Origin of the sequence: Agrobacterium sp. NPDC090273 (genome assembly GCF_044772305.1) — a bacterium.
Lineage (GTDB): Bacteria > Pseudomonadota > Alphaproteobacteria > Rhizobiales > Rhizobiaceae > Agrobacterium.
The window spans coordinates 216,407-242,686 of record NZ_JBIVYN010000005.1 but is presented as its reverse complement, the minus strand read 5'-3'; the positions used below and the strand labels follow the sequence as shown (position 1 = coordinate 242,686).

Below are 26,280 nucleotides of genomic sequence, written 5' to 3'. Positions count from 1 at the left end.
GGCATGAGTGATTTCTTCGGCAGCGCCCCCTTGAGCAATCTCACCGAGTTCTCGGTTTCGGAACTTTCGGGTTCCATCAAGCGTACGGTGGAAACGGCTTTCGACCAGGTTCGGGTGCGCGGCGAGATTTCGGGTTATCGTGGCCCGCATTCTTCCGGCCATGCCTATTTTTCATTGAAGGACGACCGATCCCGCATTGACGCGGTGATCTGGAAGGGCACTTTTTCGCGGCTGAAGTTCCGTCCCGAAGAGGGCATGGAGGTGATTGCCACCGGCAAGGTCACAACCTTCCCCGGATCTTCGAAATACCAGATTGTCATTGAGAGCCTCGAGCCGGCGGGTGCGGGCGCGCTGATGGCGTTGCTGGAAGAGCGCCGCCGCCGTCTTGCTGCAGAAGGGCTGTTTGACGCTACACGCAAGCGCCGCCTTCCTTTCATGCCGCATGTGATCGGGGTTGTCACCTCGCCGACCGGCGCCGTCATCCGCGATATTCTTCACCGTATTTCAGATCGCTTTCCGGTTCACGTCATTGTCTGGCCAGTCAAGGTGCAGGGTGAAGGGTCTGGTGAAGAGGTGGCGAACGCCATTCGCGGTTTCAACGCATTGGAGCGTAGTGGTGACATTCCGCGCCCGGATGTGCTGATCGTTGCACGCGGCGGCGGCAGCCTTGAGGACCTCTGGAGCTTCAATGATGAAATCGTTGTCAGGGCAGCGGCGGAGAGCGAGATTCCGCTGATTTCGGCTGTCGGCCACGAAACCGATACGACCCTGATCGATTACGCAGCCGATGTGCGCGCACCAACGCCAACGGGCGCTGCCGAAATGGCTGTGCCGGTCCGTGCGGAACTGGATGCGCAGCTTTCCGGTCTCGCCGCCCGTCTGTCAGGCTCCGTGTCGAGGCAGATGGAAAATCGGCGTCAGGGTGTGCGTGCTTTGGTGCGTGCATTGCCATCACTCGATCAGTTGCTTGCCTTGCCTCGTCGTCGTTTCGATGAGGCAGCGAGCGGCCTTGGACGGGGTCTGGAAATGACCACGCTCAACAAGCGTCGTGCCTTCGAACGACCGGCTTCCGGTCTCAGGCCAGAAATTTTGCTCAACGGTCTCAAGCAGCACCGGCAGCGCATTTCCGAGCGCATGCAGCGTGCTGAAGGTCTGGTGGAGCGCCGTCTGCTGCAGGGGCAAGCCCGCGTGTCTGCCTCGGATTCCTCCCTGCGATCGCTGCCCGCCCGCCTGCTTGGGCAACTGGAACGCCAGAAGGAGCGCATCGTAACGGCAACCCGTCGCGCTGACACGGCTGTGCTGCATCGCATGGCGCAGAACCGCTCGGGTCTTGCGGCGCATGACCGCATCCTGCAGTCGCTTTCTTACAAGAACGTGTTGAAGCGTGGTTATGCCGTCATTCGCGACGAAGAAAACCGGCCGCTGACCCGTGCCGAAGCGATAGCATCCGGTGCCGTGGTCTCGATGGAGTTTGCCGATGGCCGTATCGCGGCAATCACGACCGGAGAGGTCACCCCATCTGCGGAAGGAGCGGTTGCTCCAAAAAAGAAGCCGGTGAAACCGGCTTCTCCAGGATCAGGTAATCAGGGCAGCCTGTTCTGATCAGATCGAGTTTGCGTCCGAGAAGCGGCGGCTGACAGTGAATGATTTTTCGATGTCGGGATGCAGTTCCATACCAAGACCCGCGCCCGGCGGTACGGTGATCATGCCGTTCTTCACTTCCGGCAAGGCGGTGACGAGATCGCGATACCAGGTCTTGTAGAAGGCGCGCACGCTTTCCTGCACAAGCGCGTTCGGCGCATTGAGCGAGAGGTGGGTAGAGGCGCACAATACCACCGGTCCGGTGCAGTCGTGTGGAGCAACCGGCAGATGCCAGGCTTCCGCCATCGAGGCGATCTTGCGGGCTTCCGAAAGTCCACCGCACCAGCTGATATCCAGCATGACGACGCCAGCGGCGCCGGTTTCCAGGAGGTCGCGGAACGCCCAGCGTGAGCCGAGTGTCTCGGATGCGGAGATCGGCGCCGGCGAAACGGCCGCATATCGCGTCAGGCTGGACAGGCTGTCCATCTTGATCGGATCTTCGTGCCAGAAGGTCTGATAAGGTTCCAGTGCCTTGGCGATCTGCATGGCCGGCAGAAGCTGCCACATGGAGTGGAACTCCACCATGATATCCATCTTGTCGCCGACAGCCTTGCGGATTTTTTCGAAAGGCTCGAGCGCGCTTTTCAGGTCCGGCATCGAGATGTACTGGCCGCGGGTCTTTTCCGCGGCTGCATCGAACGGCCAGATCTTCATGGCAGTGATGCCATCTTCGAGCAGTGAATGGGCAAGTTCGTCAGCGCGGTGCAGGAAGCCGTTCAGATCATCATAGTCCTTGCCGCCGGACAGGCCGTAATTGGCCGTCTGTTGACCGGTCGCCTTCTTGATGTACTCCGTGCCAGCGCAGGTGTTGTAGGTACGGATTTCCTTGCGGCTGAAACCGCCGAGAAGCTGTGCGATAGGCTGATTGGTGGCTTTGCCGAAAATGTCCCAAAGTGCGATGTCGAAGGCGGAATTACCACGCACTTCCGCACCGGAAGAACGGAAACCGAGATAACCGACGAGATCCTGTGCCAGAAGATCGATCTGCAGCGGATCGCGGCCGATAACGCGTGGCGCTATGTATTCATGCACATAGGTTTCCACGGTCTCTGCGCCGTAGAAGGTTTCACCGAGGCCGGTGATACCTTCATCCGTATGAACCAGAACCCAGAGCAAGTTGGCCCGTTCCGCCACGCGGACGGTCTCTAGTTTGGTGATTTTCATGTGTCTCTCCCGGAGTGTTATGCGATGCCTGCCGCCAGAAGGGCGTGCACGCTTTCGTCGAAGTGCCGCGTCATCAGCGTCGCGGCTGTCTGAGGGTCGCCTGCGGCAATAGCCTGACCGATAGCGATGTGAAGCTCACCCGCCGCGCGGCGCTGGTCATCCGATGTCCGGCTTTTCCAGCCGATCGGCCAAGTCTGACGCGTGACATTCTGGAAGGCGCCGAGGATCAATTCAAAGACAGGGTTCTTGGATGCGCGCGCAATTGCAAGGTGAAAGGCAAGGTCATGTTCCATCACCCTGTCATTGTTGCCGAACTCACTTTTCATCGCATTGGCGTGGCCGAGAATGATCAACGCTTCTTCATCGGTTCTTCGCAGCGCCGCGAGCGTGACGGTTCTGACTTCGATTGTCCGACGGACGTCATAGATCTGCTGGATGTTGATCTGCTCGGTATGAATACCGTGTTCGAACATCAGTGACATGGCGCCGTGATCGAGCGTTGCAACCGTCGCCCTTTTACCAGGGCTGACGTCGATCAGCCGCATGGCCGACAACGAACGAAATGCCTCACGAACAACCGTTCGCGAAACGCCTAGCTGCTGCGACAGCGAAAGCTCACTTGGCAACTTTGCGCCAGGCGCAAGCTCATTTTCGCGAATATGGCGTGTGATTGCGCCGATGGCGCTGCTGACCAAGCCTGTGTCGTGCGGAACTGCGTTGTACATTTTTCCTCCAACCTGTACGACAGGTTTATGGAAAATTGCGTATCGGATTTCTCGTGCAAACACAAGCCACCAATGCGGCAATTCGTGTAATGACCAGAAACCTTAGCTAGGGAGCCGTTATTCGAACTCGCGCAGGAAACGTTTCAACAGCGTATCAAGGGCTGCCTGCTCCTTTTCATCGAGCGGGGCGAGCAGTCTGTGCTGGTTGTCGACATGGGCATTCACGGCGTCCTCAACGACGGAAAAGCCTTTGTCGGTAAGCGATATCAGCACGCTGCGGCGGTCTTGCGGGTTGTGAACGCGTTCCACAAGGCCAGCCTTTTCGAGCTGGTCGATACGATTGGTCATGGTGCCAGAGCTGACCATAGTCATCGCCAGCAGATCGCCGGGTGACAACTGGTAAGGCGCGCCCGCGCGGCGCAAGGTCGCAAGCACATCGAAGGCGGAAGAGGACAGTCCGTGTTTCAACAGCACGGTCTCCACTTCGCGGCCGAGGTGAATGCTGAGGCGGCGTAGCCGTCCGAGAACACCCATAGGTCCAACGTCGAGGTCGGGTCTTTCCTTGCGCCATTGCGCCAGGATCTGGTCGACGTGATCGGCTGTGTCTTTGCTCATCCAACAGGCATATCAACTGATATCTTGACGTCAAGATAAAAGCAGCGATAATGAATTTATCTTGAGGTAGAGATTCTTGAAATGAAGATTAATTCCACATCCACCGCCGATATCCTGCTGACGGCTCTCGCCCCGGCTGTCTGGGGCAGCACCTACTTCGTCACGACGGAGTTTCTGCCGCAGGGATATCCCCTGCATGTCGCCATGTTGCGAGCGCTTCCCGCTGGCCTGCTCTTACTGTTGCTGGTGAGAACTTTGCCTCACGGAAAATGGTGGGCACGCAGCCTTCTGCTTGGCGCGCTGAATTTCTCATTTTTCTGGGCAATGTTGTTCGTTTCGGCCTATCGACTGCCGGGTGGTGTGGCAGCCACTGTCGGCGCGGTGCAGCCACTGATCGTCATTGTGCTGTCTCGGGTCTTTCTCGATACAGCGATCCGAAAGCTCGCAGTCGTGACTGGCTTGATCGGCATGGCTGGTGTGGGTCTTCTGGTGCTGACGCCGGGCGCTGCGTTGGACGGTATCGGTATTCTCGCCGGACTGGCTGGCGCTGCGTCCATGGCATTCGGAACCGTGTTGACGCGCAAGTGGAAGCCACCGGTCTCCAGCCTCACCTTCACGGCATGGCAGTTGACCGCAGGCGGCATTTTGCTTGTTCCTGTGGCATTGTTGGTCGAGCCCGCTTTACCGTCGCTGACTGTCGCCAACATCTCTGGCATGGCCTATCTTGGCCTTGTTGGTGCCGCGCTGACATATCTTCTGTGGTTTCGCGGGCTTTCCCGCATCGAGCCTTCCGCCGCCGCCTCTCTCGGTTTTTTAAGCCCGGTGGTTGCGACGCTGCTCGGATGGTTGGCGCTTGGTCAGAGCCTTGCGCCAACGCAAATTGTCGGCTTCGTCATGGTGCTGGTCAGCGTCTGGCTCAGTCAGAAAAGCCAGATGCCGCCCAAAATCGTAGCGGTGGTTACGCCCACTCGCCCTTACGCATGACAGCCACTTTCGATCCGTCAGGCTTGATACCGTCGATGTCGACCTTATTGGAGCCGATCATCCAGTCGATGTGGACGAGACTGGAGTTGCCACCCTGTACCGTGATCTGCTCGGGTGTCAGTGAGGCGCCATCAAGGAAGCACTTCGAATAGCATTGACCCAGCGCAATGTGGCAGGAGGCGTTTTCGTCAAACAGCGTGTTATAGAAGAGAATACCGCTGGCGGAGATCGGCGAAGAATGCGGAACGAGCGCCACCTCACCGAGCCGTCGTGCGCCTTCATCGGTATCGAGAACCTTGTTCAGCACCGCTTCGCCCTTGGAAGCCTTGGCTTCGACAATACGTCCACCTTCGAATTTCACCTGGATGTCATCAATCAGCGTACCCTGATGTGACAGGGGCTTGGTGCTGGAAACATATCCATCGACACGCAACGCGTGCGGCGTGGTGAAGACTTCTTCGGTTGGAATGTTCGGGTTGCAGGTTACGCCGTTTTTCGCAGTGGAGGCGCCACCGTGCCATTCATGTCCATCTGCAAGGCCGATCGTTACATCGGTGCCGGGGCCGGTGAAATGCAAGGAGGCGAACCGTTCGCCGTTGAGCCATTTCGAACGCTTTGCAAGATTGGCGTTGTGTTCGGCCCATGCGGCAACCGGATCGGCAAGATCGACACGCGACGCTGCGAAGATGGCGTCGGCCAGTTTCTTTACGGCCTCATCTTCCGGCAGGTCAGGGAAGACCTGTTTTGCCCAGGATGGGTTCGGATAGGAGATGATGTTCCAGTTGATGTCGAAGTTGGAAATCTTCTCGAGCGCCGGTTTATAGGCGGTGGAGTTGGCCTTGTTGGCACGTGCGACCTTGGCCGGATCTTCGTTGGCCAGCAGCATCGGGTTGTCACCGGCAATCGCCAGACGCGCAGCGCCATTGGCGTAAGCTTTGGCCATGCCCTCGTAAAGCCAGCTCGAGGCCCTGTCGAAATTCGCATCGCTTGCATGGCGATAGCGTGCAAGCGTGGTTTCCTCATCGGAATAGAAGGTGGTGACGAGACCGCTGCCAGCCATATAGGCGTGTTTCGTCAAAAGGCGCACCAGCGGCAGTGCCGCCATTGGCGCGGTAATCACCAGATCCTGATCTTTTTGCAATTGCAGGCCAACCTTGATGGCGACTTCTGCGAGTTTTTCGAGTTTGACGGGATCGATGGGGGAAACGGTCATGATCAGCCTTCGTATATTTGCATGAAGAGTGCCGAACCATAGCCCATCCGTCGTGAAAGCCAAATGCTTTCAAGGCGTGTGGCCCGACAGGATCGTCAATCGCTGACGAGCGGCGCGGCTTCGGCTTTGAGTGCCTTCATTGCGTCCTGAGGCGAGAGCCTGATCTGCAGGCCGCGTTGCCCACCATTCATGTAGACATAGCCGTGACCCATGGCCTGCGCTTCGATGGCGGTCGGCACGAGTTTCTTCTGGCCGAAAGGACTGATGCCTCCCACATGATATCCCGTGGCGCGTTCGGCATCAGCGGGTTTCATCATGTTGGCGGACTTGCCGCCGAAGGCTGCGGCCAGCTTCTTCATGCTGACCTCGCGGTCGGAAGGCACAACAACGCAGACCGGCTTGCCATCGACCTCGGCCATCAGGGTCTTCAGCACGAGGTGAGGTGGCTCGCCGATAGCCTCGGCAGCCTGAAGACCGATACGATCGGCATTCGGGTCATATTGATAAGTGACCGTGGTGAATGAGACGCCGACTTTCACGAGCATCTGGGTGGCGCGTGTGCTCTTGGACATGATGCAGCCACTCAGCCGAACAGGGCTGCATAGGTCTCCGGCTTGAAGCCGACGGTGATCTTGCCCTTCGCCTCAAGCACCGGACGCTTGATCATCGATGGTTGTGCGAACATCAGCGAGATCGCCTTCTCGCGCGTCAGGTCGGCCTTGTCGGCATCATCAAGCTTCTTGAACGTCGTGCCAGCCCGATTGAGAACTGTTTCCCATCCTGCTGCATCACACCAGCTTTCAAGGTGCACCTTGTCGATACCCGACGCCTTGTAGTCGTGGAAGGCGTACTCGGTGCCGTTCGCTTCAAGCCATGTCCGGGCTTTCTTCATCGTGTCGCAATTCTTGATGCCAAAGATGGTGACGGTCATGGAATGCCTGCCTGTTCGAGTTGCGTGTCCGAGTGGCATAACAAACTGGGCGCGCAATGCAATGCGGCTCGTTTTTGCAGCTTCAGCAGGCACATTATCTTCGAGGATGCATATTTATGCATAGCTCTGCTGCTTGATCCTGCATTGTAAGCAGCTGCTTTTATACCCATTATCTGGGCATCAAAGATGGAGAGAAAAATGCGTTCCGTTGCAAAGACATCGCGTAAGTTTTTTGGTGAAACCTTCGCCGTATTCGGCGCAGCAATGGCTGTCTCGGCTGCTGTTCGCGCTCATCGCAAGCCTGCTGGCGCAGACTTGGAAACCCTCGGTATCGATTCCAAGGCTTTCGACAAGGTTCAGCTCTAATACCCGCAACGGCGGGGTTAGACTACCTCGCCCTGGATTGTGCGCCTTTAACATAGGCGCACTCTGTGAGAGCTGTTAAAAGTGCACGTTGATTGCTCCGTGCCAAAATCCCTCCGGGTGGCTCGTAGTCAGTTTTTCATACATCCGATGCCGAGTGGCTCTGTATGTCAGAGCCTTGCAAGATGAGTTGTCGTGCAGGTCGTTCGTAATCGTTCGCTTGCGCGGATAGCGACCATCGTCCCAACTCGTCGTGTCGCGTCAGCCCGTTGTGGCTATAAACCAGCACAAAATCGTCCGCTGTCCAATGATAGGGTTGCTCAATCGACATCGTGTCGATCTTCCCGCATCCGTAAATCGTCGTGATGTGCGGAACGATCGGCTGGAATGGCACGAATGGCAGGTTGCGTCGCCGTAGCTGCCGCTGAAGAAGTCTCGCAAGGCCTTCAATTTCGGGGATGTCTTGACTGCTTTTCAGGACATGGCTGCTGCGGTTGCCGAAGACAGCACATCTGTCCAGGGTCACGGGAAAGGGCCGGCCGCTGATCCCGTCCATCGCCTTGCGGATTTTGCTGATCAAACTTTCGGGAATCGCCCCAAAACATCCGACGCAAAAGAGCGTGATGTGCAGCAGGTCGGCAGGGTAAGCTTTCCGGCGTGTACAGCCCTCCGCATGGCGGCAGGCGTCCGCAAAAATCTGTTCGCTCAACGGCTGCGGCGGCTTTAACAAAAACAACAGCTTGCTCAGGAAGCGCACATTAAATCGCGCTTGCGGGGCTGACTGCGTCCAGTTGAAACAAAGCTGGTCGGAAACCGTTTCATCGCTCGATAGGTAAACCATGACGATGCTCCGTGGCTTCATGCCAAGGTCGTCATAATATCATCCGGCGACAGAAATTTAAAGAACAAAAAGAGAACAAAGGCGGAGAAAACTCCGCCTTCTGCTTACTCCCACTCGATGGTGCCTGGCGGCTTCGAGGTGACGTCGTAGACGACGCGGTTGATGCCCTTCACCTCGTTGATGATGCGGGTTGCCGCGCGACCAAGGAAGTTCATGTCGTAAGGGTAGAAATCTGCCGTCATGCCGTCCACCGACGTGACAGCGCGCAGGGCGCAGACGAAATCATAGGTACGGTAGTCGCCCATGACGCCCACGGTCTGTACCGGCAGCAGCACGGCGAAAGCCTGCCAGATGGTGTCGTAGAGACCGGCCTTGCGGATTTCATCGAGGTAGATGGCATCTGCCTTGCGCAGGATGTCGAGCTTTTCGCGCGTTACGGCGCCGGGGCAGCGGATCGCCAGACCCGGACCAGGGAAGGGATGGCGGCCGATGAAGCTGTCCGGCAGGCCGAGTTCCCGGCCAAGTGCACGAACCTCATCCTTGAACAGCTCGCGAAGCGGCTCCACCAGCTTCATGTTCATGCGTTCCGGCAAGCCGCCGACATTGTGGTGGCTCTTGATCGTCACCGATGGACCGCCGGAGAAGGAAACGCTTTCGATAACGTCAGGGTAAAGCGTGCCCTGTGCCAGGAAGCTCGGAGCCCCCTTGCCGTCAGCAGCGATCTTTGCAGCTTCGGCCTCAAAGACTTCAATGAACAAGCGGCCGATGGTCTTGCGCTTTACTTCCGGATCGGAAACGCCCGCCAGTTCCGTGAGGAAGAGATCGGAGGCGTCTACGTGCACCAGCGGAATGTTATAATGGTCACGGAACATGCCAACGACCTGTTCGCTTTCGGCCATCCGCATCAAGCCATGGTCGACATAGATACAGGTCAACTGGTCACCGATCGCCTCATGGATGAGGACGGCTGCAACCGAGGAATCCACGCCGCCGGAGAGGCCGCAGATCACACGCTCAGTGCCAACCTGTTCGCGGATCTTGCGGATCATTTCGGCGCGATAGGCGGACATGGTCCAATCGGACTTCAGCCCGACGATCTTGTGCACGAAGTTGGAAAGAAGCTTTGCCCCGTCAGGCGTATGCACCACTTCCGGATGGAACATGGTGGTGTAATAGCGACGCTCTTCGTTGACGGCGATAGCAAAAGGCGCATTTTCGGAGGTCGCGGCGACTTCGAAGCCTTCCGGAAGCTGCGTAACGCGGTCGCCATGGCTCATCCATACCGGATAGCTGCCACCCACGTCCCAGAAACCTTCGAACAGCGGGCTTGCCTTCTTGATGTCGATGTCGGCGCGACCGAATTCTGCCGCGTGACCACCTTCCACGACACCGCCAAGCTGGGTGCAGAGTGTCTGCTGGCCGTAGCAGATGCCGAGGATCGGAATACCGGCATCAAATACCGCCTGCGGTGCGCGGGGGCTGCCTTCAGCCGTTACCGATGCCGGGCCGCCGGAGAAGATCACGCCTTTCGGCTGCAACTTCTCAAAAGCTTCCGCTGCGTTCTGGAACGGGTGAATTTCACAATAGACGCCGGCTTCACGTACACGGCGCGCAATAAGCTGCGTCACCTGGCTGCCGAAATCGATGATGAGAATGCTGTCGGGATGGGCTATCTGGGTCATGGCGAGCCTTTAAAGAAAACCGGGGCTTTAGGCAACCCGTCAGTTGCCCTGAAAAGCCAGAAAATATGCGGTTGCGCAAGGCATCAGAGCGCGATCGCACCGTCTTTGATCGCGAGGCTGAGCTTGTCGATGCTCTCCGCCAGCTTTTCATCGATGATATGCAGATACTCGGTCCAGTCATCGACGTGGTTCACATCTGCCTTGCCGTCGGAAATGCCACGCAGGCCGATCAGCGGGACCCCGAAGCGCTGACAGGCGCGTAGCACAGCATAGGTTTCCATCTCCACCATGTCCGCATCGATGAGATCATAGGCTGCGCCTGAAACGACGTTCCCACCGGTCGAGAGCCGTGCCTCGGTTATGCCGGGTATGCGCAGGGGAAGGGCAACCTCCGCCGGCAGATCGAGAAAAGGTGTTCTTCCTTTTTCAAAACCGAAAGCGGATGCGTCCATGTCGCGCCACGAAACCGAAGCAACCTGATAGACTGATGTTTGCTCAAGCGTCCTCGATCCGGCCGAACCGAGGGATACAACGAGGTCCGGCAGATGGTCGGCGGCATCAAGTCCAGTCAGGACGGCCGTAACCGAAATCGCAGCCTCGACAGGTCCCACACCGATCATCAGCGGCGACATGCGGGCCTGCAGGTGCGGGCCATATTCGGCAGGCGCAGCCATGACGAAAAGAACGGATTTGCCGGCGACATGCTGGAGACTGTAGCTCATCCGGTGATATCCTCGCGGCCCTTCATGACCATCATGGTTCCGGTCATCGAGGCGATCAGTTTGGCCGGGCCATCGGAAATTGCATAGGCGCGTCCATCCGCGACAATGAGATTGCTTCCCGGTTTGATGATTTCGCCGCGGAACAGAAAGCGCTCGCCACGTCCAGGCGACATCAGGTTGACCTTGAACTCGATGGTCAGCAATGAGGCTTCAGGTTCAATGATCGTGTAGGCGGCGTAGGTGCAGGCGGTATCGAGACCGGCAGCAATCACGCCCGCGTGCAATATACCATGCTGCTGCGTCAGTTTTTCGTGAAAGGGAAGTTCGATTTCCACCAGGCGATGCTCGATACGAGCAATCGATGCATCGATGGCCTGCACAACGCCCTGCCGTGCAAAGCTTTTTTCTATCCTCTGACGAAAATCGCCCGGATCGGTGATCTCCATGCCCCGCCTGTCCGCTCTATCCTGTCCTTAGACAGACATGGCGCGTGGTGACGGACAAGGCAAGGGGAGTTCCCGGATTTAGTTTAACAGGATGATGCTCAAATTCAGCAAGGTCGCGAAAGAAACCCAAACGGCATAGGGCACGAAAAGCCACATTGAAATGCGGTCGCGGCTGTAGTTGAGGACGATGAAGGCAATGATGCAGATCAGCATCGGCACGATAATGACAAGCGCTCCAACCGGGCTCTGCATGCCAAAGAAGATCGGCGACCAAAGAAAGTTCAGCGCCATTTGCGTGAACCAAAGCCGCATGCGGGTGCCCGTCGGTCGCAAGATCCACATTCGTGCACCGGCAATGCCAATCAGAACGTAAAGTGTTGTCCAGACAGGTCCGAAAATCCAGTTGGGTGGATTGAAGGGCGGTTTTTGCAGCGACTGATACCAATCGCCGGGGATGTTGTTGATGCCGATGAACGCACCGATGGCCACGACGACAACAACGAAAACAATATAGATGGACAGGTTCTTCATGACGCCTACAATGTCCTGAGTGATCTTTTGTTCCCGTTGTTTTTCAGCATTTTAGCGGGATATACGTACGATATGCTGGTCCCATGCAACATTGCTGCGGGTTGTTTCGAAAAGCCCGTCATAAGACGATACGGTAACGCTTTTTGCTGAAGGTGCCACGCCCGCAGCGTCCCGAACTGTCGTTTCGGAAATGACCTGACCGGTTTTTGCATCGAGTTCTACAGCCGAATTGCCATTGGGAGAGGTCAGCCCGACAATGCCGGCTTTCCTGTTGACGGCAATCGCACCGACATAGTTCGCCAGACGCAACGTCGTCTCTTCGGGGAGATCCATGAAGGTGACGTCTTCGCCTTTCGAAAAATACCCGACCAGAGGTGGCAGGTCATTGCGCGGTCCCTCATATTGGCAGGCAAACCAGATGCGCCCGTCGCCATCCAGATCGACATGGCGGGTGGAAAGCTGTTGCAGCTTTTGTGGCATGGTGTGTTTTTGAACGAGGTGTCCGGTGGCAGCATCCAGCAACACCAGCGATGGTTCCATGCGATCGACATTGAGCTTGGTGCGGCCAAAGTCGGGATGGGTTTCGATGCCGCCGTTCGCGATGACGATCATCGTGCCATCGTCGCTCACTGTCATGTCGTGGGTGCCGATACCGTGTGCGTCATATTCGCCAATACGACGGAAGCTGTCACGTGCGTCGTAAAGCCCGATGACGCCGCGATTGCCATCGAAGTCGTTTTCGCTTGCATAGAGGATCGTCCCGTCAGGCGAGAATTGTCCGTGGCCGTAGAAATGACGGTTCTCCGGGGTGTGCACCACAGTGGGTTCTCGGCCACCGACCGGATCAAGAGCCATGAAGAAGGTGCCCGGCCGCCGGGCAAAAGCCACCACGGTGCCCGATACCCGGCTGACCGCCATTCCATGCGCTCGTGCCGGTAACGTGACCCGGTCGATGATCTGTCCTGCTTCGCTGACGGTTGCAATACCATAGCCACCATCGGCGCCACGAAAGGCCGAGGCGAAGACTGCATCGGTCCGCTCGAGGGCGAAAAGCGAACGGGGAGCAAGGGTCGCCAGAAACGGCAGACCCGCCGCTTTCATGAAGTTTCGCCGGTCGATCAGCGTGCGAACACCGCCTGGCATCATCAGTCCCCGTCTGCAAAGGAGAAACCGGAACTCAGACCGATTGCACCACCATACTGGTCGTTGAGGCGGTAGATCAGATCCTTGCCGTTCAACAGCAGGTAATCCACCTTGGCGCGCTGCTCCTTGTTGTCGAGTGCCTTTTCGATATCGGGCTCGATTCCGCCGGCAACGCGGATCATCGACTTGGCGAGGAAATCGATGGAACTGACGATAGAACGTTGGTCTGGCGGCAGGAGATCGGTCATGTCAGCCGTATGAAGCAGACCCTGAACGGCGGCGATATTGGTGGAGATGCTTTTCCAGGTAAGGCCTGAACGGCGGTAAATTGCCGTCCGTGGGAAGTCCGCCTTGTCCGGCCCCTTATAAAAAGTTTCAATTCGCTGGTCGCGAATGGCCTCGGAACCGTGCACGAGAATGCCGAGCAGGGCGACCAAAGCCTCTCGTTCGTCACGGAACACGGGATTATCAGGTCCGGGTTGCGTCCAGTGTTGAGCGGCGCCATCGGGCGCATTCCAAAGGCCGGTGAGTTCCTTGGCGACATTGGCGATGTTGCCGGCAATCGCTGTGCCGTAGCGGCAACGAAAATCGCCGGCTTTCCCCTGGAGCTCGTCGGCATTGGTACCGTAAAGTACGAATTCCAGTGCTCCCAGTCCCTGTGCCGCAACGCTTTTACCCTTCAGGCCATTTGCGGTCGTGACACTTTCGTCCTTGCTGGCGAGGTAGCCTTGCACCTGTTTCAGCCCAAGTCCCTTTTTATCTGGGTAGTAGAGCACCCGCTCAAAACGGTTCTGCTCGATGACCGGACCAATACGCACGATCTCGATGGTGGACCATTTTTGCACCGTATCCACAAAAGCGTCTTTTGCTGCCACCTCAGTCTCAGGCGAAGGTGCCGCGCAGAAAGCCATCATCTTGCTTTGCAACGTTTCGGCCGAGGCCTGGAAGCGCTCATAACCGGGGCGGATGAAGCCGTTCACGGCCTTTTCCAGCACGCCTCGAACCTGGGCGGGGTTGAGCGGCGGCGGCGGCATCAATTCCACGTCCTGCGCCTTGGCGGGCAGGGCGATCAGCACCATCAACAGAGAAAGAAGGCCGGGCAGTTTTCGCATTTTGGTGTTCATCAAAGGGACTCCAGAAAGGCCAGCAAAGCCTGCCGGTCGGATTTTGGCAAGGTGGCAAAGGCATTGCGGGCTTTTTCGGCCTCGCCGCCATGCCATAGGATCGCTTCCATCAGGCTGCGCGCGCGCCCGTCGTGGAGGTAAAAGCCGTTTCCGTTGACAACCTGCGTCAGGCCGATACCCCAAAGCGGCTGGGTTCGCCACTCCCTGCCGTTTGCGTCGCCGACCTGCTGACCATCGGCGAGGCCCTCGCCCATGTCATGCAACAGAAAGTCGGAGTAGGGCCAGATGAGCTGGAAGGAATGAAGATCATTCCTGGCATTCCGCCGGGTGACGAATTTCGGCGTGTGACAGGCAGTGCAGCCGGCTGCGTAAAACATTGCCTTTCCACGCAATACGGTCGGGTCGCCAACATTGCGGCGCTGCGGCACGGCAAGATTTTCGGTATAAAAAGTCACAAGATCAAGCACCGGATCGGGCGCTTCCGAAGAGCCGAGCCGCTGCTGCACGCCGGTCGGCATGGCGAGACAGTCTGTCTGTGCCTCGGTGCAATCGCCATAGGCGTTCTCGGCATCCGGCGTGGAGATGCCGATGTCGTGTGAAAAAGCACTCGAACTCTGGTCGCGGACACTGGCATTTTGCGCCTTCCAGCCGAAACGACCAAGTTTGACCTCGCCGCTTCGGTGATCCCGTACCCACGCTGCCTTGCCAGAAATGCCGTCGCTGTTGGCGTCGTTCGGATCGGCAAGGGCGATGATATCCGCCTCAGAAATTGCTTCGATCAGTCCGAGACCAAGCGTCGGCATGGCGATACGCGCCGACAGTGTCGTGTCTTCTCCAAGAGGACCATATTGTGGCTCTGCTACGCTATAGAGAGGCTTGCGCAGCGTAACGGTCTCGCCGTCGCCGAGAAGGACGGGCTGCTCCGTATAGCTGACGACCAGCTTGCCTTCGGTTTTCAGACCTGGAATGGCAAGGTTTTGTAGCTGTGCGCCATAGATCGCATCGGGAAAATTCAGGATCTCGTGGTTGGCGATGGCCTGTCGTTCTGCCTCGTTGCGGGCCGGACGTGCCAGCCGCAGGAACATCGATACGGCATCCTCACCAGCAAGCGGGGGGCGACCTCTGCCGTCCTTGACGTGACACGTCTGGCAGGAGCGTGCATTGAAAAGCGGTCCCAGGCCATCAGACGCTTGTGTCGACGAAGGGGAGGAGACCCAGAGCTTCTGGAAGAGCGCGTTCCCGAGCCTGAAATCCTGTACCTTCTCGGAGGACATGTTGGCGGAAGGGTGAGAAAAGGCACCGGTTCCGGGTTTAGACTTACTCGTCGCAGCCCCGGCTGGCATGGCTTCGAAGGCTTCGGGTTTTGAAAAATCTGCGGCTGGCTCTGTGACAGCCAGAACGCGCTGCCGATCTTTTTCCGTTAAATCGTCGCGCAGAGGCGAGGCAAGCGTCACCGATGCCGCAAGGCATGCGACCCCGGCAAAAATAAGTGGCTTGCGGATCGGCGGCAGCACAAAAAACATGAGAAGGCAGAAGGGGCCGTGGAAGACCACGACCCCTCATATCTTACTTGAAGACGGTATTCGGATTGTCGAGGCTGTCGGAGCCTTCGAGTTCGATCTTGCCGAGATCAAGTGCGGCGATCACCCGCTCGATTGTTTTCGTCTGGTCAAGAAGGCCGTCGATGGCGGCCTGGACAACAGCGTTGCCCTCCTTGTTGCCTTCGCCGATCATCTGATCGTAGGCTTCAACGGTCTGGGCGCGCTTTTCCATGGCATGCATGGCGTCGAGTGTCTTGTTGAGCTTCGACGTCATTTCGTCGTTAAGCGCCTTGTCCTTCGCGCCAACCAGTTCGGAAAGGGAGGCGCCGGTCATCTTGGTACCATCAGCGCGGGTGTATTCGCCCGTATAGGCCGACGCGATCCCGACAGCATCGTAAAGATGCGAGTTGTATGTGTTGTCGGAGAAGCAATCGTGCTCTTCTTCCGGATCGTGCAGCAGAAGGCCGAGTTTCATGCGCTCGCCCGCGAGTTCACCGTAGGACAGCGAACCCATACCCGTCAGAATGGCAGTCAGGCCAGCCTTGGGATCAGCTTCGATCGTCTTGGTGGCCTCACCCTCAGGCGCCCACGCGTCCACCATGTCCTGCAGATCCTTGACCAGCAGCGTGGAGGCGGATTTCAGGTATTCGGCACGGCGATCGCAATTGCCATTGGTGCATTTGGCCTTGTCGTAATCGGTATAGGGACGGTTGCCCGCACCCGGTCCGGTGCCATTCAGATCCTGGCCCCACAGCAGGAATTCGATGGCGTGGTAACCGGTCGTCACATTGGCTTCCACATCGCCCGCTTCGCTCAGGCTTTCAATCAGTTCCGGCGTGATCTTGGTCGCGTCAACCTCTTCGCCGCCGATCTTGATCGTCTTGTTGGCTATGATGTTTGCGACGTAAAGTTCGTTTTCATCGCTTTCGGTGCCGTAGGAGCCGTCGACGTAGTCGATGAGACCTTCATCCAGCGGCCAGGCGTTGACCTTGCCTTCCCATTCGTCAACGATCGGGTTGCCGAAGCGATAAACCTCGGATTGCTGGTAAGGCACGCGCGCCTTGATCCATGCCGTACGTGCCGCCTTCAGAGTTTCATCGCTCGGGCTGGCGATCAGGGCATCGATTGCCTTGTCCAGTGCCTTGGCCGTGATGAGTGAATCTTCGTATTTCGCGTGCGCGACATCGGCGTAATGTTTCACGACGGCGGCGGCATCGGTTGCCGCTCGTGCTGGAAGCGCGGTGAACGCTGCGGATGCTGCCAAAAGCGCAGCAGATGCGCCAAGTATGGTTTTGCGGATCATGATCCCTCTCCTTCAGCAGACGTGACATTGCATCACGCTACGGGAAGCGAGTTCTGAACCAATCACAAACTTGTGTCAAACATTCTAGTTTAGAACCTTTGGAAACAAGCTTCTGCAAGTTTTGCCCAGTAAAATCTGTGCGTGCAAAGACCGTTTTATTGTTTGCGTTTCATCACGCTAAAGAAAAACCCGTCAGTATCTGTGGTTGCAGGCGTCAACGTCACAGTCTCGTTGTCGGCGGAATGTGGCTTTCTCGCCTGAGCACCGAAAACACTGGTCCAGCGCGCCACAGCAGAGCCCATGGAAAACTCCGGGTTCTCATCGCAGAAGCGGCGGACCTGACGCTCGTTTTCTTCTGGCAGGACCGAACAGGTAACATAAAGCAACTCGCCACCGGGCCGTACGAACACCTTTGCCTGATCCAGGGCTTCCGCCTGCTGGCCAACGCGTTCTTCGAGATTGCGCTGCGTCAACCGCCATTTCGTGTCGGGTCGTCTGCGCCAGGTTCCGGTGCCGGTGCAGGGCGCATCGACCAGAACACGATCGAACTTTTCAGTGAACGGAGCAAGGCCGGACGCACGGTCGTGCACCTGCACATTGCGTGTGCCGGCGCGCTTCAGACGTTCGATGATCGGTGCCAGACGTTTGCGGTCGGCATCGAAGGCATGCACCTGTCCCTTGTTGTTCATGCTGGCGGCCATGGCCAGCGTCTTGCCGCCACCGCCTGCACAATAATCAAGAACCTGCTCGCTTTCTTGAGCGCCAGCCAGATCGGCCACGATCTGAGAGCCTTCGTCCTGAACCTCGAACCAGCCTTTTTGAAAGGAAAGTTCCGCAGTGACATTTGGCAGTCGGGAAGGGCCCTCGCCTGCAGCGATGCGTACACCCTGGCGGGCGATCCGTGTTGCTTCGGCGCCGCTTTCCTCCAGCGCCTTCAAAACCTTCTCGCGTGTTGCCTTCAAGGTGTTGGCGCGCAGGTCGAGCGTCGGGCGTTCGTTGAGCGCCTTTGCTTCCTCCAGCCATCTTTCCCCGAAAGCGGCCTCGAAAGAGGCCTGCACCCATTCAGGTATGTCACCCTGAATGTGCAATGGGGCGTCGGTAAGCGCGCGCGTGGTGAAAGCCTTGATGGCGTCGTCGGACAGGGCGGCGGGTGCGAACTTGTCGCCATCGAATTCCGCTGCAAGCTGTTCGAGGGATTTGCCCCATTGTCGCAGCATGACCGCATAACCGAGCGCATTGGCGCTGTCGTCTTCCATCAGCCATGCGTGGGAGAGTTTCATGCGCAGGGCATCGTAGACGATATTGCCAATGGCGGCCCTGTCGCCTGACCCGGCAAAACGATGCGCGAGGCCCCAATCCTTCAGGGCATCGGCCACGGGGCGTCTACGTCCCTCGATATCCGCCAATACCTCGATGGCTCCGGCCAAACGTCCGCCTAAACGCATTGTCTACCTCTTTTTGCTGGTTGCCCGGTTGGTAGACGCGAATGGCGGCGAGGGCAAGGCTCATTTGGCGGAAACGATCTCGTAGCAAACCTTGGCCGTACCGGAGCTGATCATGCCGATATGATTGGCGGCTGCCTTGGACAGGTCGAGAACACGACCCTTGATGAACGGTCCGCGATCATTGATGCGGACGACAACGGCTTTACCGTTACGGGCATTCGTGACTTTGACCTTGGTGCCGAACCGCAGCGAACGATGTGCCGCGGTAAGATGAGCAGCGTTCATACGCTCGCCCGAAGCAGTCTTGGAGCTCAACGCATACCACGATGCGCCCCCGCAACCGTTTGCCGCAGACGCCTGAAGAGGCGCGATGATGGAACAGACGGCAATAGTTGCAGCGGTGAAAGTTATACGGCGGATGTTCAACAAACTGTGCTTCCCTGATACTCGGCCCCGCGCCGATTGAATTTGCCCTTGCTTGAAAGCCATTGAGCGGCTTGAACGCGTTTGAATGCGTGATTGTAGGGCGAGGAAAAAATGGCGAAAAAAAGCTGAATTCCAATCACGAACTGTTACGGCTTGTAACATTCGTGATCGCATTTGGAGAACCCATGCGGATGAAGTTTTGCGCAAAACTGGAAAAAGTAACGCGGAATCAACGCCAAAGCGGAATAGCGTTGCTACTCTCGAATTTGTGAATCGAGTTCACGAAATGTGAGTGAAATATTTTTCTAATAGCTACGATTTTAGCGAATCGCGCCTAGTTAATAAAATCATAATAGGCAGAAATGCGACGAAATCTATCCCGAAAAATGGCTTTGGAAGGATTTTTCATCGCTTTCAAGGTCGCGATTTCAGCCCCGCCAAACGCCGTCTTGCCAGAGTTGCTCGAGCGACATCCGGTAGTTGGGAAACTCGAAATCGAAGCCAAGCGCACTAAGTTTTCCATTCGAAACGCGCTTGTTCTCACCGTAGAAGGAACGCGCCATCGGCGTCAGTTCAGCGGTCTCGAAGGCTTGTTCGGGCGGTGGCTCTTTCCCCATCAGGGAGGCGGCATAGGTCACCACATCCTGCGGCGGCGACGGCTCGTCATCAGTGATGTTGAAGATGCCATCCTCGTTGCGTCGTAACAAAAAAGCACCGGCAGATCCGATGTCCTCGACACGGATACGGTTGAACACCTGGCCGGTTTTTACCAGCCGCCGGGCAATACCCTTTTCGAAATTGACGAAAGCATTGCGGCTGGGCCCATAGATGCCCGACAATCGCAGCACGACAAGAGGTATGTTGGCTTTGAGCGCTGCGGCCGACCAGGCATTTTCTGCGGCCAATCTCTCCACCGACCGGCTTGAAACGGGTCGGCATGGGCTGTCCTCATCGACCCAGGCGCCGTCGTGGTCGCCGTAGACGCCGACAGTTGAAAGATACGCAACCCATCTCAGTTCAGGGAAAAACCGTCTTAGATCCCCTTCGGTCAGCCGCAACAACGGGTCGTCGTCGTTCTTTGGCGCGATTGACTGAAAAAGATGGGTGGTCGTGCGCATCGCCTTCAGCACTTCATCACCGAGCGTTTCACCGTCGAAGAGATGTGGCCACATTCCAGCCGTCGTAAGGCTCGCGAATTTCTCGGGACTGCGCGTTGTACCGTAGATGCGTTCGGAGTCAGGCTCCAGAGAGGCTGCAATCGCTTTGCCTGAATATCCTGCACCGAAAATCATGACTTGCATGGTTCACGCCTCTGCCTGCTGCCATTCGTTCATCACGTCCGGATCTGTCTCCGACGCGCGTGTTGCAGCGTAAGCATGGAATTCGGCCCTGTCCATAAGCTGCGACAGTGCCCAGATTGCCATGCCACGAACGTCCGGTGACGGGTCTTCTGCAAGCCGTCTGCATTGAGGCATAAATTGCCTGTCGCCGGAATTGCCCGCAGCAATCAGGACATTGCGCACGAAGCGGTTCCGCCCGATACGTTTGACAGGCGATCCACTGAAAAAGCTTCGGAAGGTCGGATCGTCCAGCGTCAGGAGAAAAGCGATGGAGGGTTCTTTCAGGTCGTCGCGCGCCTGAAGTTTCATTTCCGAGGCGCTGGCTGCGAACTTGTTCCAGGGACAGGCGGCAAGACAGTCGTCGCACCCGTAGATGCGGTTGCCGATCATTGGACGAAATTCGTGCGGGATCGGACCTTTGTGTTCGATCGTGAGGTAGGAGATGCACCGCCGCGCGTCGAGTTGATAGGGGGCGGGAAACGCGTTGGTCGGGCAGGCGTCCAGACAGGCCCGGCATGAACCGCAATGGTCCTTTTCCGGTTCATCCGGACAGAGTTCTGCGGTGGTGAACATGCTGCCCAGAAAGAGCCAGGAGCCATGTGTACGGCTGACGAGGTTGGTATGCTTTCCTTGCCAGCCGAGACCGGCTGCCGCCGCCAACGGTTTTTCCATAACCGGCGCTGTATCCACGAAGACTTTGACGTCTTCACCAGCGCGCGCGGCAAAGCGGGTGGCAATTTCCTTCAGCCGCCCCTTGATCACATCGTGGTAATCGCGGTTGCGGGCATAAACCGAAATGGCGGCTTTATCGGGTTTTTGCAAAATGGGGCGTGGATCTTCATCGGGTCCGTAGTTCAGTCCGAACATCACGATAGAGCGAACATCGCTCCACAACGTCTTCGGTGTCGCGCGACGTGCCTCTGTTTCCTCCATCCACGCCATGGTGCCGTGGTAGCCGCTTTCGAGAAATGCGCGCAGCCTGTCTGGCGCAAGCGGTATGCTGTCCGGGGTGGTTATGCGGCACAAATCGAAGCCAAGCGAAAGCGCTTCCTGACGGACAAAGTCCGTCAGCTTGCGTGCGCGTAACCGCTGCTTCTCGCTCGCAACGTCGATGGTCGTGTCTCCTGCTGGCCGTAGTGCCCTGATTATAGATAGTGGCTAACCGGCAGCAATCGAGCCTGAAAAGGATTGTCTCTCAGAAATCCAGATCGGCGTAGTGAGAGGACGGAGCAAGCCGGGGAATGCGTTCGCTCAGGAATTGACGGAAAGAAGGGCGGGATTTTACCCGCTGATACCATTCTTTCGCGATCGGTGCTTCGAGCCAGTTGATTTCACCGAGATAGTCGAGAACCGACACTGCCGATGCGGCTGCAAGGTCCGCGTAACTCAGCCGATCACCAGCAAGCCAGGTCCGGGAGCCGGCCAGCCATTCCAGATATTTGATGTGCTGGCGGATATTGTTGCGGGCGGTGCGCAGCAGTTTGGAATCCGGAGGACCACCGCCTTGAGCGGCCGTCATCTGCAGCTTGTAGACGCGCTCGCGCACCAATGGTCTGGTTACGTCGTTTTCCATCTTCTGCAAAAACCACTCTGTCAGGCGACGGATTTCGGCGCGCTGGAACGGGTCTTCCGCCAGAAGACGCCTGTCGCGCTTCAACACGCCATGCGTTTCGTCAAGAAACTCGGCCAGCACATAGGGGCCGCTGAGCGAACGCATGTTGTCGTCAACATAGACGGGCAGGGTGCCGGCAGGATTGAGCGCCAGGAACTCCCGACGTCTCTCCCATGGTTGCTCCTCCACGAGATCGGTCTGGAAACCGTATTCCGCAAGGATCAGCCGAACAAACCGGGATGCGGTCGACATCGGAGAATGATAGAGAGTTGGCATTGGTACTCGAATTTGTGATTGAGGTTCATGTCCGGCGCTTGCCGAAGACATTTTCAGTTTCGCTTCATCAAGACGCTATAAAAGCGCGGGCACTTTAAAACAAGTTTAACGCAATTTCTTTCAATCCTCATCTCTTCCTGAAAATCAAGGAGATCTCATGGGCGACCAATCGATCATCAGTGCGCTTCTACTGGGGATAATCGAAGGTCTGACGGAGTTCATTCCCGTTTCCTCAACGGCGCATGTCCTGCTCGCCGGTCACTTTCTCGGCTTCAAGTCACCCGGCAATACCTTTGCAGTGCTGATCCAGCTCGGCGCAATCCTCGCCATTCTTCTGGTGTATTTTCAAAAGCTTGTGTCGATCGCTCTATCGCTGCCGACAAGTCAGAAGGCGCGTCGGTTTGTGTTGGCCGTGCTGCTCGCTTTCCTGCCTGCAGCCGTTATCGGCGCCATCGCGCATGATTTTATCAAGTCGGTGCTGTTTGAAACTCCGATGCTTATCTGCATTGTGCTGATCCTCGGTGGGATCATCCTTCTTGCTGTCGATCGCATGCCCATCAAACCGAAATATACAGATGTCATGGACTATCCGCCCTCGCTTGCCTTCAAGATTGGACTTTTCCAGTGCCTTGCAATGATTCCGGGAACGTCGCGTTCCGGCGCCACCATTGTGGGCTCGCTGTTGATGGGAACAGATAAACGTTCGGCCGCAGAGTTTTCGTTCTTCCTGGCCATGCCGACGATGCTCGGCGCCTTTGTGCTCGATCTTTACAAGAACAGGGACGCACTGACGTTTGATGACGGCGCGTTGATTGCCGTCGGTTTTATCGCAGCCTTCGTATCGGGCCTGTTTGTCGTGCGTTCGCTGCTGGATTTTGTCTCGCGCCGCGGTTTTGCACCCTTTGCCTGGTGGCGGATTGCCATCGGCACGCTCGGGCTTATTGCGTTGCTGGTGTTCGGCTGAACATCAACCCTGCCATCCGTGCATCAAAAAAGCGCCCCGGAATATCCGGCGGCGCTTTTTTCAAATCGTCATGAATTCGATCAGTTGGTTTTGATCGACGCCGTTGCGCAAGGGTCAACGCCGTATGCCGGTGAACAACCGCTCTTACCTGCTGCAACCGTACCCGGCGCCATGAAAGAACCCGCCAGAACCACCAAAGCCGCACACGCAAAAAAGAGTGCGATAGATCTGCCCATTTTATTGTTGCCTTTCAGACATTTGTTCGCGCGGAGCACACCGCGTTCAGTGAAGTTGAGGGTTCGGGAATATGCTTTGATTGTGGCCAATATCAATAAACCAGGTTGCTGAATACCGGGTTAATGCGAAGTATTTTCCACAGTTGCGCTTGTGCCACGCTTGCCTTGCTGCAGGCGGCTTTCATCGCTTTTTTTGCGTTCGGTAGGCTGTTTTTTGAACACGACAATTCATCCCTTCCAATTGGAGGGTCAAACGCGCCAGAGAAGGAATGGTTGCGCCTGAAGCGATGCTTCAGGCGGCTTTGCCGGCATTGGAGAACTGGCCGTGCTGCCGGTACTGAACCATGTAGGATGGCAGAACCGAAGCGACGCGAACGGGCGTAATGCCGATGCCTTCCAGCGTCAGGCCATTCTTTTCGGCGTCTGCGGAGACCACATTGTCCTTTTTCAGCATCGTGACTTGGTCTGCCGTCAAGGGCGGTGCGATGAGCGGGACGAGCGAGGCGAGCTTGCCGATCAGCGAGGCAACGCCAAAGGGCAGGTTCACGAACGGACGCTCACGATACGTCGCCGAAAGAACGGCCTCAAGACAGTCGCGGAACGTCATGACGTCCTGGCCACCGAGTTCGTAGGTTGCGCCGGGCTTCAGCTTGCCGTCGACACTGCGGGCGACAGCTTCCGCGACGTCTTCGACGTAGACAGGCTGGAATTTCGTTTTGCCGCCGCCGATCAGCGGCAGGAATGGCAACGAACGGGCCATCTTGGCAAATTTGTTGAAGAAGTCGTCTTCAGGCCCGAACACGATCGATGGACGCAGGATCACGGCACTGGGCAGGACGGACAGGATAGCAGCCTCAGCGCGGCCCTTGGTGCGACCATAACCCGTCGTGGAGCCGGCATCTGCACCGATGGCAGAGATATGCGTCAAGGTTGCTCCGGCGTCACGTGCGGCTTCGGCAATCGTCTTGGCACCGAATTCCTGTACGGCGTCAAAGGTGTTGCGGCCACTCTCGGCCAGAATGCCAACGCAGTTGACGACGTGATCAGCGTCCGCAATCGCTTTGACAACCGAGTCACGGTAACGCAGGTTCGCCTGTGCGAAAGAAATCTGACCGACATTGCCCAGTGGCTGCAGGAAGCCCGCGAGATCCGGCCTGCGGACCGCGACACGGATGCGGTAGCCACGCTTCGCCAGCATTCGCACGACATGCCGCCCGACGAAACCCGAACCGCCAAAAACGGTGACGAGAGGTGGAAGGTTGGCCAAGGTCATGGGAAGGCTCCTCAGAGGCTGTAGATAAAGCGTTTTTTGTCTCTTAGCTCAAAGCTGCGCGCTCGTGAAGACATGTTGTCGCAGGCAATTGTGCTGTTTTGGGCAAGCGGTTTGATTGTCGTCAAATACCTTCGACAACGACAAATTCGGCGTCGGCAATTTCCTGACGGATTTTGGCAGCCGCCTGGTATTCCGGCGAATTGTAGCAATCGACCGCGTGTTGCACGGAAGGAAACTCGATAACGACGTTGCGTGCGCGAGATTTGCCTTCCAGTTCCGTCGAAAAGCCACCACGAGCAAGGAAATTCGCTCCGAAGCGCTCGAATGCCGGCTTTGCCGTCGATACATAATCCTTGTACCGCTCAGCGTCGCGGACATCCACGCGCGCGATCCAGTATCCCTTGGCCATGTTTGTCTCCTCCCTCTTATGATTTAGTTGTTTGCCGGAAAGCTTGCGCGCAGCATTTCGTCCAGAATGGCACGGGCCGCTGCCTTCGGATCGTCCGCTTTGACGATCGGGCGGCCAACGACGAGATGGCTGGAGCCCGCCTTGATGGCATCATAAGGGGTCACCACGCGCTTCTGATCGCCTGCGTCAGCCCCGACGGGACGGATACCGGGTGTAACCACTGCAAGATCAGGGCCGAGAATTTCACGGACAGCGCCGGATTCTTCGGCTGAACAGACGATGCCGCCCATTCCGGCTTCGCGCGCCTGCTGGGCACGGCGAAGGACGAGCGAACGAGCATCCGATGCATAACCGGCGTCTGTGAGGTCCGCATCATCCATCGAGGTCAGAACCGTGACGCCAAGCAGGCATAGGCCGGAGCCTTCCGCAGCCTTGACGGCGGCGCGCATCGCTTTCGGGTAGGCGTGCAGGGTCAGCATCGACATGCCCATCTTGGCAATGTTTTCCACACCCGATGCGACGGTGTTGTCGATGTCGAGAAGCTTCATGTCGAGAAAGATCTTCTTGCCGCTCTGAGCGAGATCGCGCGCAAATTCCAGTCCGCCGGCAAACACGAGCTGATAACCGATCTTGTAGAAGAGGACTTCGTCGCCGATCTTCGAAACGATGTTTTCGGCCTCTTTTACAGTCGGAACGTCGAGCCCGACGATCAAGCGTTCGCGTGCGGTCATTATCTTATCCCTGCCATGTTTCCATTGCCGTCCAGTCGCATGTGATGCGCCTGTCCGCAAGGGAAAAACCGAAAAGATTGCCCCCGCCAGCCGGCTGATCGTGGCTGCGCCGGATCGGCTGCTGCGCGAGGTGGCATTTCAGCAGCGTTCCCACGCCGCCGTGGCCGACAAAGGCGATCGTTATCTCCGGTGGATGATCTGCAAGAATGGCGTCGACAGCGGCAACGATGCGGTTTTGCGCATCCACGGCACGCTCCCATCCGTGGAAACTTTCGGTTGGATGCGCGAAAAACCAGTCTGCGGCCTTTTCGAACGCCGGCGGCGGCAGGAAGCCAGTGGCCGAACGATCGTTCTCGTGCATGGCCGCAACTGTCTGGACAGGTGCGCCGCTCGCCTCTGCGAGGATGCGGGCCGTTTCGATCGCCTTGGTCTCCTCGCTTGAAACGATACAACCAAGTCGCCGCGCCCAGGGCAGGCGGCTGGCCTTGAGGGCGCGTTTCGCGCCGAGATCGGACAGTCCCCATTCGGGAACGGGGACGTCGGGATCAATCTTGACCTGAGGGTGAGTGATGTAGAGCGCAAACATGCGCCCGACGATA

The 26,280-nt window shown here is 57.4% G+C and carries 29 protein-coding genes; 5 read left to right on the top strand and 24 right to left on the bottom strand.

Annotation, left to right across the window (positions count from 1 at the left end; translation table 11 throughout):
- The first annotated feature begins 3 nt into the window (after positions 1-3).
- Entirely contained in the window at positions 4-1,602 is a 1,599-nt protein-coding gene (xseA, locus tag ACIQT8_RS15495) for an exodeoxyribonuclease VII large subunit (RefSeq protein WP_400966799.1), read from the top strand.
- On the opposite strand, the gene ACIQT8_RS15490 is transcribed toward xseA, so the two are convergent.
- The 3 genes from ACIQT8_RS15490 to ACIQT8_RS15480 form a co-directional block, all read right to left on the bottom strand.
- The gene (locus tag ACIQT8_RS15490; RefSeq protein WP_138794312.1) at positions 1,603-2,805 is read right to left on the bottom strand and encodes a mandelate racemase/muconate lactonizing enzyme family protein; all 1,203 of its coding nucleotides are present in this window, start codon (positions 2,803-2,805) and stop codon (positions 1,603-1,605) included.
- A 17-nt stretch (positions 2,806-2,822) separates the two neighbouring features.
- On the bottom strand, positions 2,823-3,530 hold the full coding sequence (locus tag ACIQT8_RS15485) for a FadR/GntR family transcriptional regulator (RefSeq protein WP_400966791.1): 708 nt from the start codon (positions 3,528-3,530) through the stop codon (positions 2,823-2,825).
- A 117-nt stretch (positions 3,531-3,647) separates the two neighbouring features.
- Positions 3,648-4,145 carry a MarR family winged helix-turn-helix transcriptional regulator gene (locus ACIQT8_RS15480; protein WP_400966788.1) on the bottom strand — a complete coding sequence of 166 codons (498 nt, stop codon included), beginning with the start codon at positions 4,143-4,145 and terminating at the stop codon, positions 3,648-3,650.
- An 81-nt stretch (positions 4,146-4,226) separates the two neighbouring features.
- Between ACIQT8_RS15480 and ACIQT8_RS15475 the strand changes: the two genes are divergently transcribed.
- The gene (locus ACIQT8_RS15475) at positions 4,227-5,129 is read left to right on the top strand and encodes an EamA family transporter (RefSeq protein WP_400966785.1); all 903 of its coding nucleotides are present in this window, start codon (positions 4,227-4,229) and stop codon (positions 5,127-5,129) included.
- On the opposite strand, the gene ACIQT8_RS15470 is transcribed toward ACIQT8_RS15475, so the two are convergent.
- The 3 genes from ACIQT8_RS15470 to ACIQT8_RS15460 form a co-directional block, all read right to left on the bottom strand.
- Complete coding sequence (locus ACIQT8_RS15470; protein ID WP_400966782.1) at positions 5,104-6,342, bottom strand: aminopeptidase; 1,239 nt, start codon at positions 6,340-6,342, stop codon at positions 5,104-5,106. The two genes, ACIQT8_RS15475 and ACIQT8_RS15470, sit on opposite strands and share 26 nt — an antisense overlap.
- 95 nt (positions 6,343-6,437) lie before the next feature.
- Positions 6,438-6,914: a Cys-tRNA(Pro) deacylase gene (ybaK, locus tag ACIQT8_RS15465; protein ID WP_400966779.1), complete on the bottom strand. Its 477-nt coding sequence runs from the start codon at positions 6,912-6,914 to the stop codon at positions 6,438-6,440.
- 11 nt (positions 6,915-6,925) lie between these two features.
- Entirely contained in the window at positions 6,926-7,273 is a 348-nt protein-coding gene (locus tag ACIQT8_RS15460) for an ArsC family reductase (RefSeq protein ID WP_400966776.1), read from the bottom strand.
- A 198-nt stretch (positions 7,274-7,471) separates the two neighbouring features.
- Between ACIQT8_RS15460 and ACIQT8_RS15455 the strand changes: the two genes are divergently transcribed.
- Positions 7,472-7,639, top strand: coding sequence for a hypothetical protein (locus ACIQT8_RS15455; RefSeq protein WP_178340692.1), 168 nt, complete (start codon positions 7,472-7,474; stop codon positions 7,637-7,639).
- Between the two features lie 136 nt (positions 7,640-7,775).
- Here ACIQT8_RS15455 and ACIQT8_RS15450 read toward each other — a convergent pair whose 3' ends face one another.
- From ACIQT8_RS15450 to ACIQT8_RS15385, 14 genes are all read right to left on the bottom strand, one after another.
- Positions 7,776-8,477: a 2'-5' RNA ligase family protein gene (locus ACIQT8_RS15450; protein ID WP_400966772.1), complete on the bottom strand. Its 702-nt coding sequence runs from the start codon at positions 8,475-8,477 to the stop codon at positions 7,776-7,778.
- Positions 8,478-8,581: 104 nt separating this feature from the next.
- On the bottom strand, positions 8,582-10,159 hold the full coding sequence (guaA, locus tag ACIQT8_RS15445; RefSeq protein ID WP_262523931.1) for a glutamine-hydrolyzing GMP synthase: 1,578 nt from the start codon (positions 10,157-10,159) through the stop codon (positions 8,582-8,584).
- 83 nt (positions 10,160-10,242) lie between these two features.
- A complete protein-coding gene (locus ACIQT8_RS15440) occupies positions 10,243-10,881 on the bottom strand; it encodes a 5'-methylthioadenosine/S-adenosylhomocysteine nucleosidase (protein ID WP_400966768.1) in 639 nt (212 codons plus the stop codon).
- Positions 10,878-11,327, bottom strand: coding sequence for a PaaI family thioesterase (locus ACIQT8_RS15435; RefSeq protein ID WP_138794322.1), 450 nt, complete (start codon positions 11,325-11,327; stop codon positions 10,878-10,880). Before ACIQT8_RS15435 ends, ACIQT8_RS15440 begins: the two co-directional genes overlap by 4 nt.
- Before the next feature lie 78 nt (positions 11,328-11,405).
- On the bottom strand, positions 11,406-11,858 hold the full coding sequence (locus ACIQT8_RS15430; protein ID WP_400966764.1) for a TspO/MBR family protein: 453 nt from the start codon (positions 11,856-11,858) through the stop codon (positions 11,406-11,408).
- Between the two features lie 51 nt (positions 11,859-11,909).
- Entirely contained in the window at positions 11,910-13,004 is a 1,095-nt protein-coding gene (locus ACIQT8_RS15425) for a DUF1513 domain-containing protein (RefSeq protein ID WP_400966761.1), read from the bottom strand.
- Positions 13,004-14,125, bottom strand: a complete 1,122-nt coding sequence (locus ACIQT8_RS15420) for an imelysin family protein (protein WP_400966758.1) — start codon at positions 14,123-14,125, stop codon at positions 13,004-13,006. Before ACIQT8_RS15420 ends, ACIQT8_RS15425 begins: the two co-directional genes overlap by 1 nt.
- Positions 14,125-15,648 carry a di-heme oxidoredictase family protein gene (locus ACIQT8_RS15415; RefSeq protein ID WP_400967173.1) on the bottom strand — a complete coding sequence of 508 codons (1,524 nt, stop codon included), beginning with the start codon at positions 15,646-15,648 and terminating at the stop codon, positions 14,125-14,127. The genes ACIQT8_RS15420 and ACIQT8_RS15415 overlap by 1 nt, the downstream gene beginning before the upstream one ends.
- A gap of 43 nt (positions 15,649-15,691) precedes the next feature.
- The gene (locus ACIQT8_RS15410; protein WP_138794326.1) at positions 15,692-16,969 is read right to left on the bottom strand and encodes an imelysin family protein; all 1,278 of its coding nucleotides are present in this window, start codon (positions 16,967-16,969) and stop codon (positions 15,692-15,694) included.
- A 155-nt stretch (positions 16,970-17,124) separates the two neighbouring features.
- Positions 17,125-18,414: an RsmB/NOP family class I SAM-dependent RNA methyltransferase gene (locus ACIQT8_RS15405; protein WP_400966754.1), complete on the bottom strand. Its 1,290-nt coding sequence runs from the start codon at positions 18,412-18,414 to the stop codon at positions 17,125-17,127.
- A gap of 60 nt (positions 18,415-18,474) precedes the next feature.
- Entirely contained in the window at positions 18,475-18,843 is a 369-nt protein-coding gene (locus ACIQT8_RS15400) for a septal ring lytic transglycosylase RlpA family protein (protein ID WP_138794328.1), read from the bottom strand.
- Positions 18,844-19,268: 425 nt separating this feature from the next.
- Positions 19,269-20,141, bottom strand: a complete 873-nt coding sequence (locus tag ACIQT8_RS15395) for an SDR family oxidoreductase (protein WP_400966751.1) — start codon at positions 20,139-20,141, stop codon at positions 19,269-19,271.
- A 3-nt stretch (positions 20,142-20,144) separates the two neighbouring features.
- Entirely contained in the window at positions 20,145-21,293 is a 1,149-nt protein-coding gene (gene queG, locus ACIQT8_RS15390; protein ID WP_400967171.1) for a tRNA epoxyqueuosine(34) reductase QueG, read from the bottom strand.
- A gap of 82 nt (positions 21,294-21,375) precedes the next feature.
- The gene (locus ACIQT8_RS15385; RefSeq protein WP_138794331.1) at positions 21,376-22,068 is read right to left on the bottom strand and encodes a glutathione S-transferase family protein; all 693 of its coding nucleotides are present in this window, start codon (positions 22,066-22,068) and stop codon (positions 21,376-21,378) included.
- A gap of 157 nt (positions 22,069-22,225) precedes the next feature.
- Here ACIQT8_RS15385 and ACIQT8_RS15380 point away from each other — a divergent pair, with 157 nt between their 5' ends.
- Both ACIQT8_RS15380 and ACIQT8_RS15375 read left to right on the top strand, forming a co-directional pair.
- Positions 22,226-23,032 (top strand): undecaprenyl-diphosphate phosphatase, encoded by an 807-nt coding sequence (locus tag ACIQT8_RS15380; RefSeq protein ID WP_138794332.1) that lies wholly within the window; start codon positions 22,226-22,228, stop codon positions 23,030-23,032.
- An 18-nt stretch (positions 23,033-23,050) separates the two neighbouring features.
- Complete coding sequence (locus ACIQT8_RS15375) at positions 23,051-23,380, top strand: hypothetical protein (protein WP_400967208.1); 330 nt, start codon at positions 23,051-23,053, stop codon at positions 23,378-23,380.
- A gap of 180 nt (positions 23,381-23,560) precedes the next feature.
- Here the strand turns inward: ACIQT8_RS15375 and ACIQT8_RS15370 are convergent, their stop codons facing one another.
- The 4 genes from ACIQT8_RS15370 to ACIQT8_RS15355 form a co-directional block, all read right to left on the bottom strand.
- Positions 23,561-24,541 carry a complex I NDUFA9 subunit family protein gene (locus ACIQT8_RS15370; RefSeq protein ID WP_400966746.1) on the bottom strand — a complete coding sequence of 327 codons (981 nt, stop codon included), beginning with the start codon at positions 24,539-24,541 and terminating at the stop codon, positions 23,561-23,563.
- Positions 24,542-24,662: 121 nt separating this feature from the next.
- On the bottom strand, positions 24,663-24,950 hold the full coding sequence (locus ACIQT8_RS15365; protein ID WP_138794335.1) for a DUF1330 domain-containing protein: 288 nt from the start codon (positions 24,948-24,950) through the stop codon (positions 24,663-24,665).
- A gap of 23 nt (positions 24,951-24,973) precedes the next feature.
- A complete protein-coding gene (gene pyrF / locus ACIQT8_RS15360; protein WP_138794336.1) occupies positions 24,974-25,681 on the bottom strand; it encodes an orotidine-5'-phosphate decarboxylase in 708 nt (235 codons plus the stop codon).
- 4 nt (positions 25,682-25,685) lie between these two features.
- Positions 25,686-26,267: a histidine phosphatase family protein gene (locus tag ACIQT8_RS15355; protein WP_400966742.1), complete on the bottom strand. Its 582-nt coding sequence runs from the start codon at positions 26,265-26,267 to the stop codon at positions 25,686-25,688.
- Positions 26,268-26,280 lie beyond the last annotated feature (13 nt).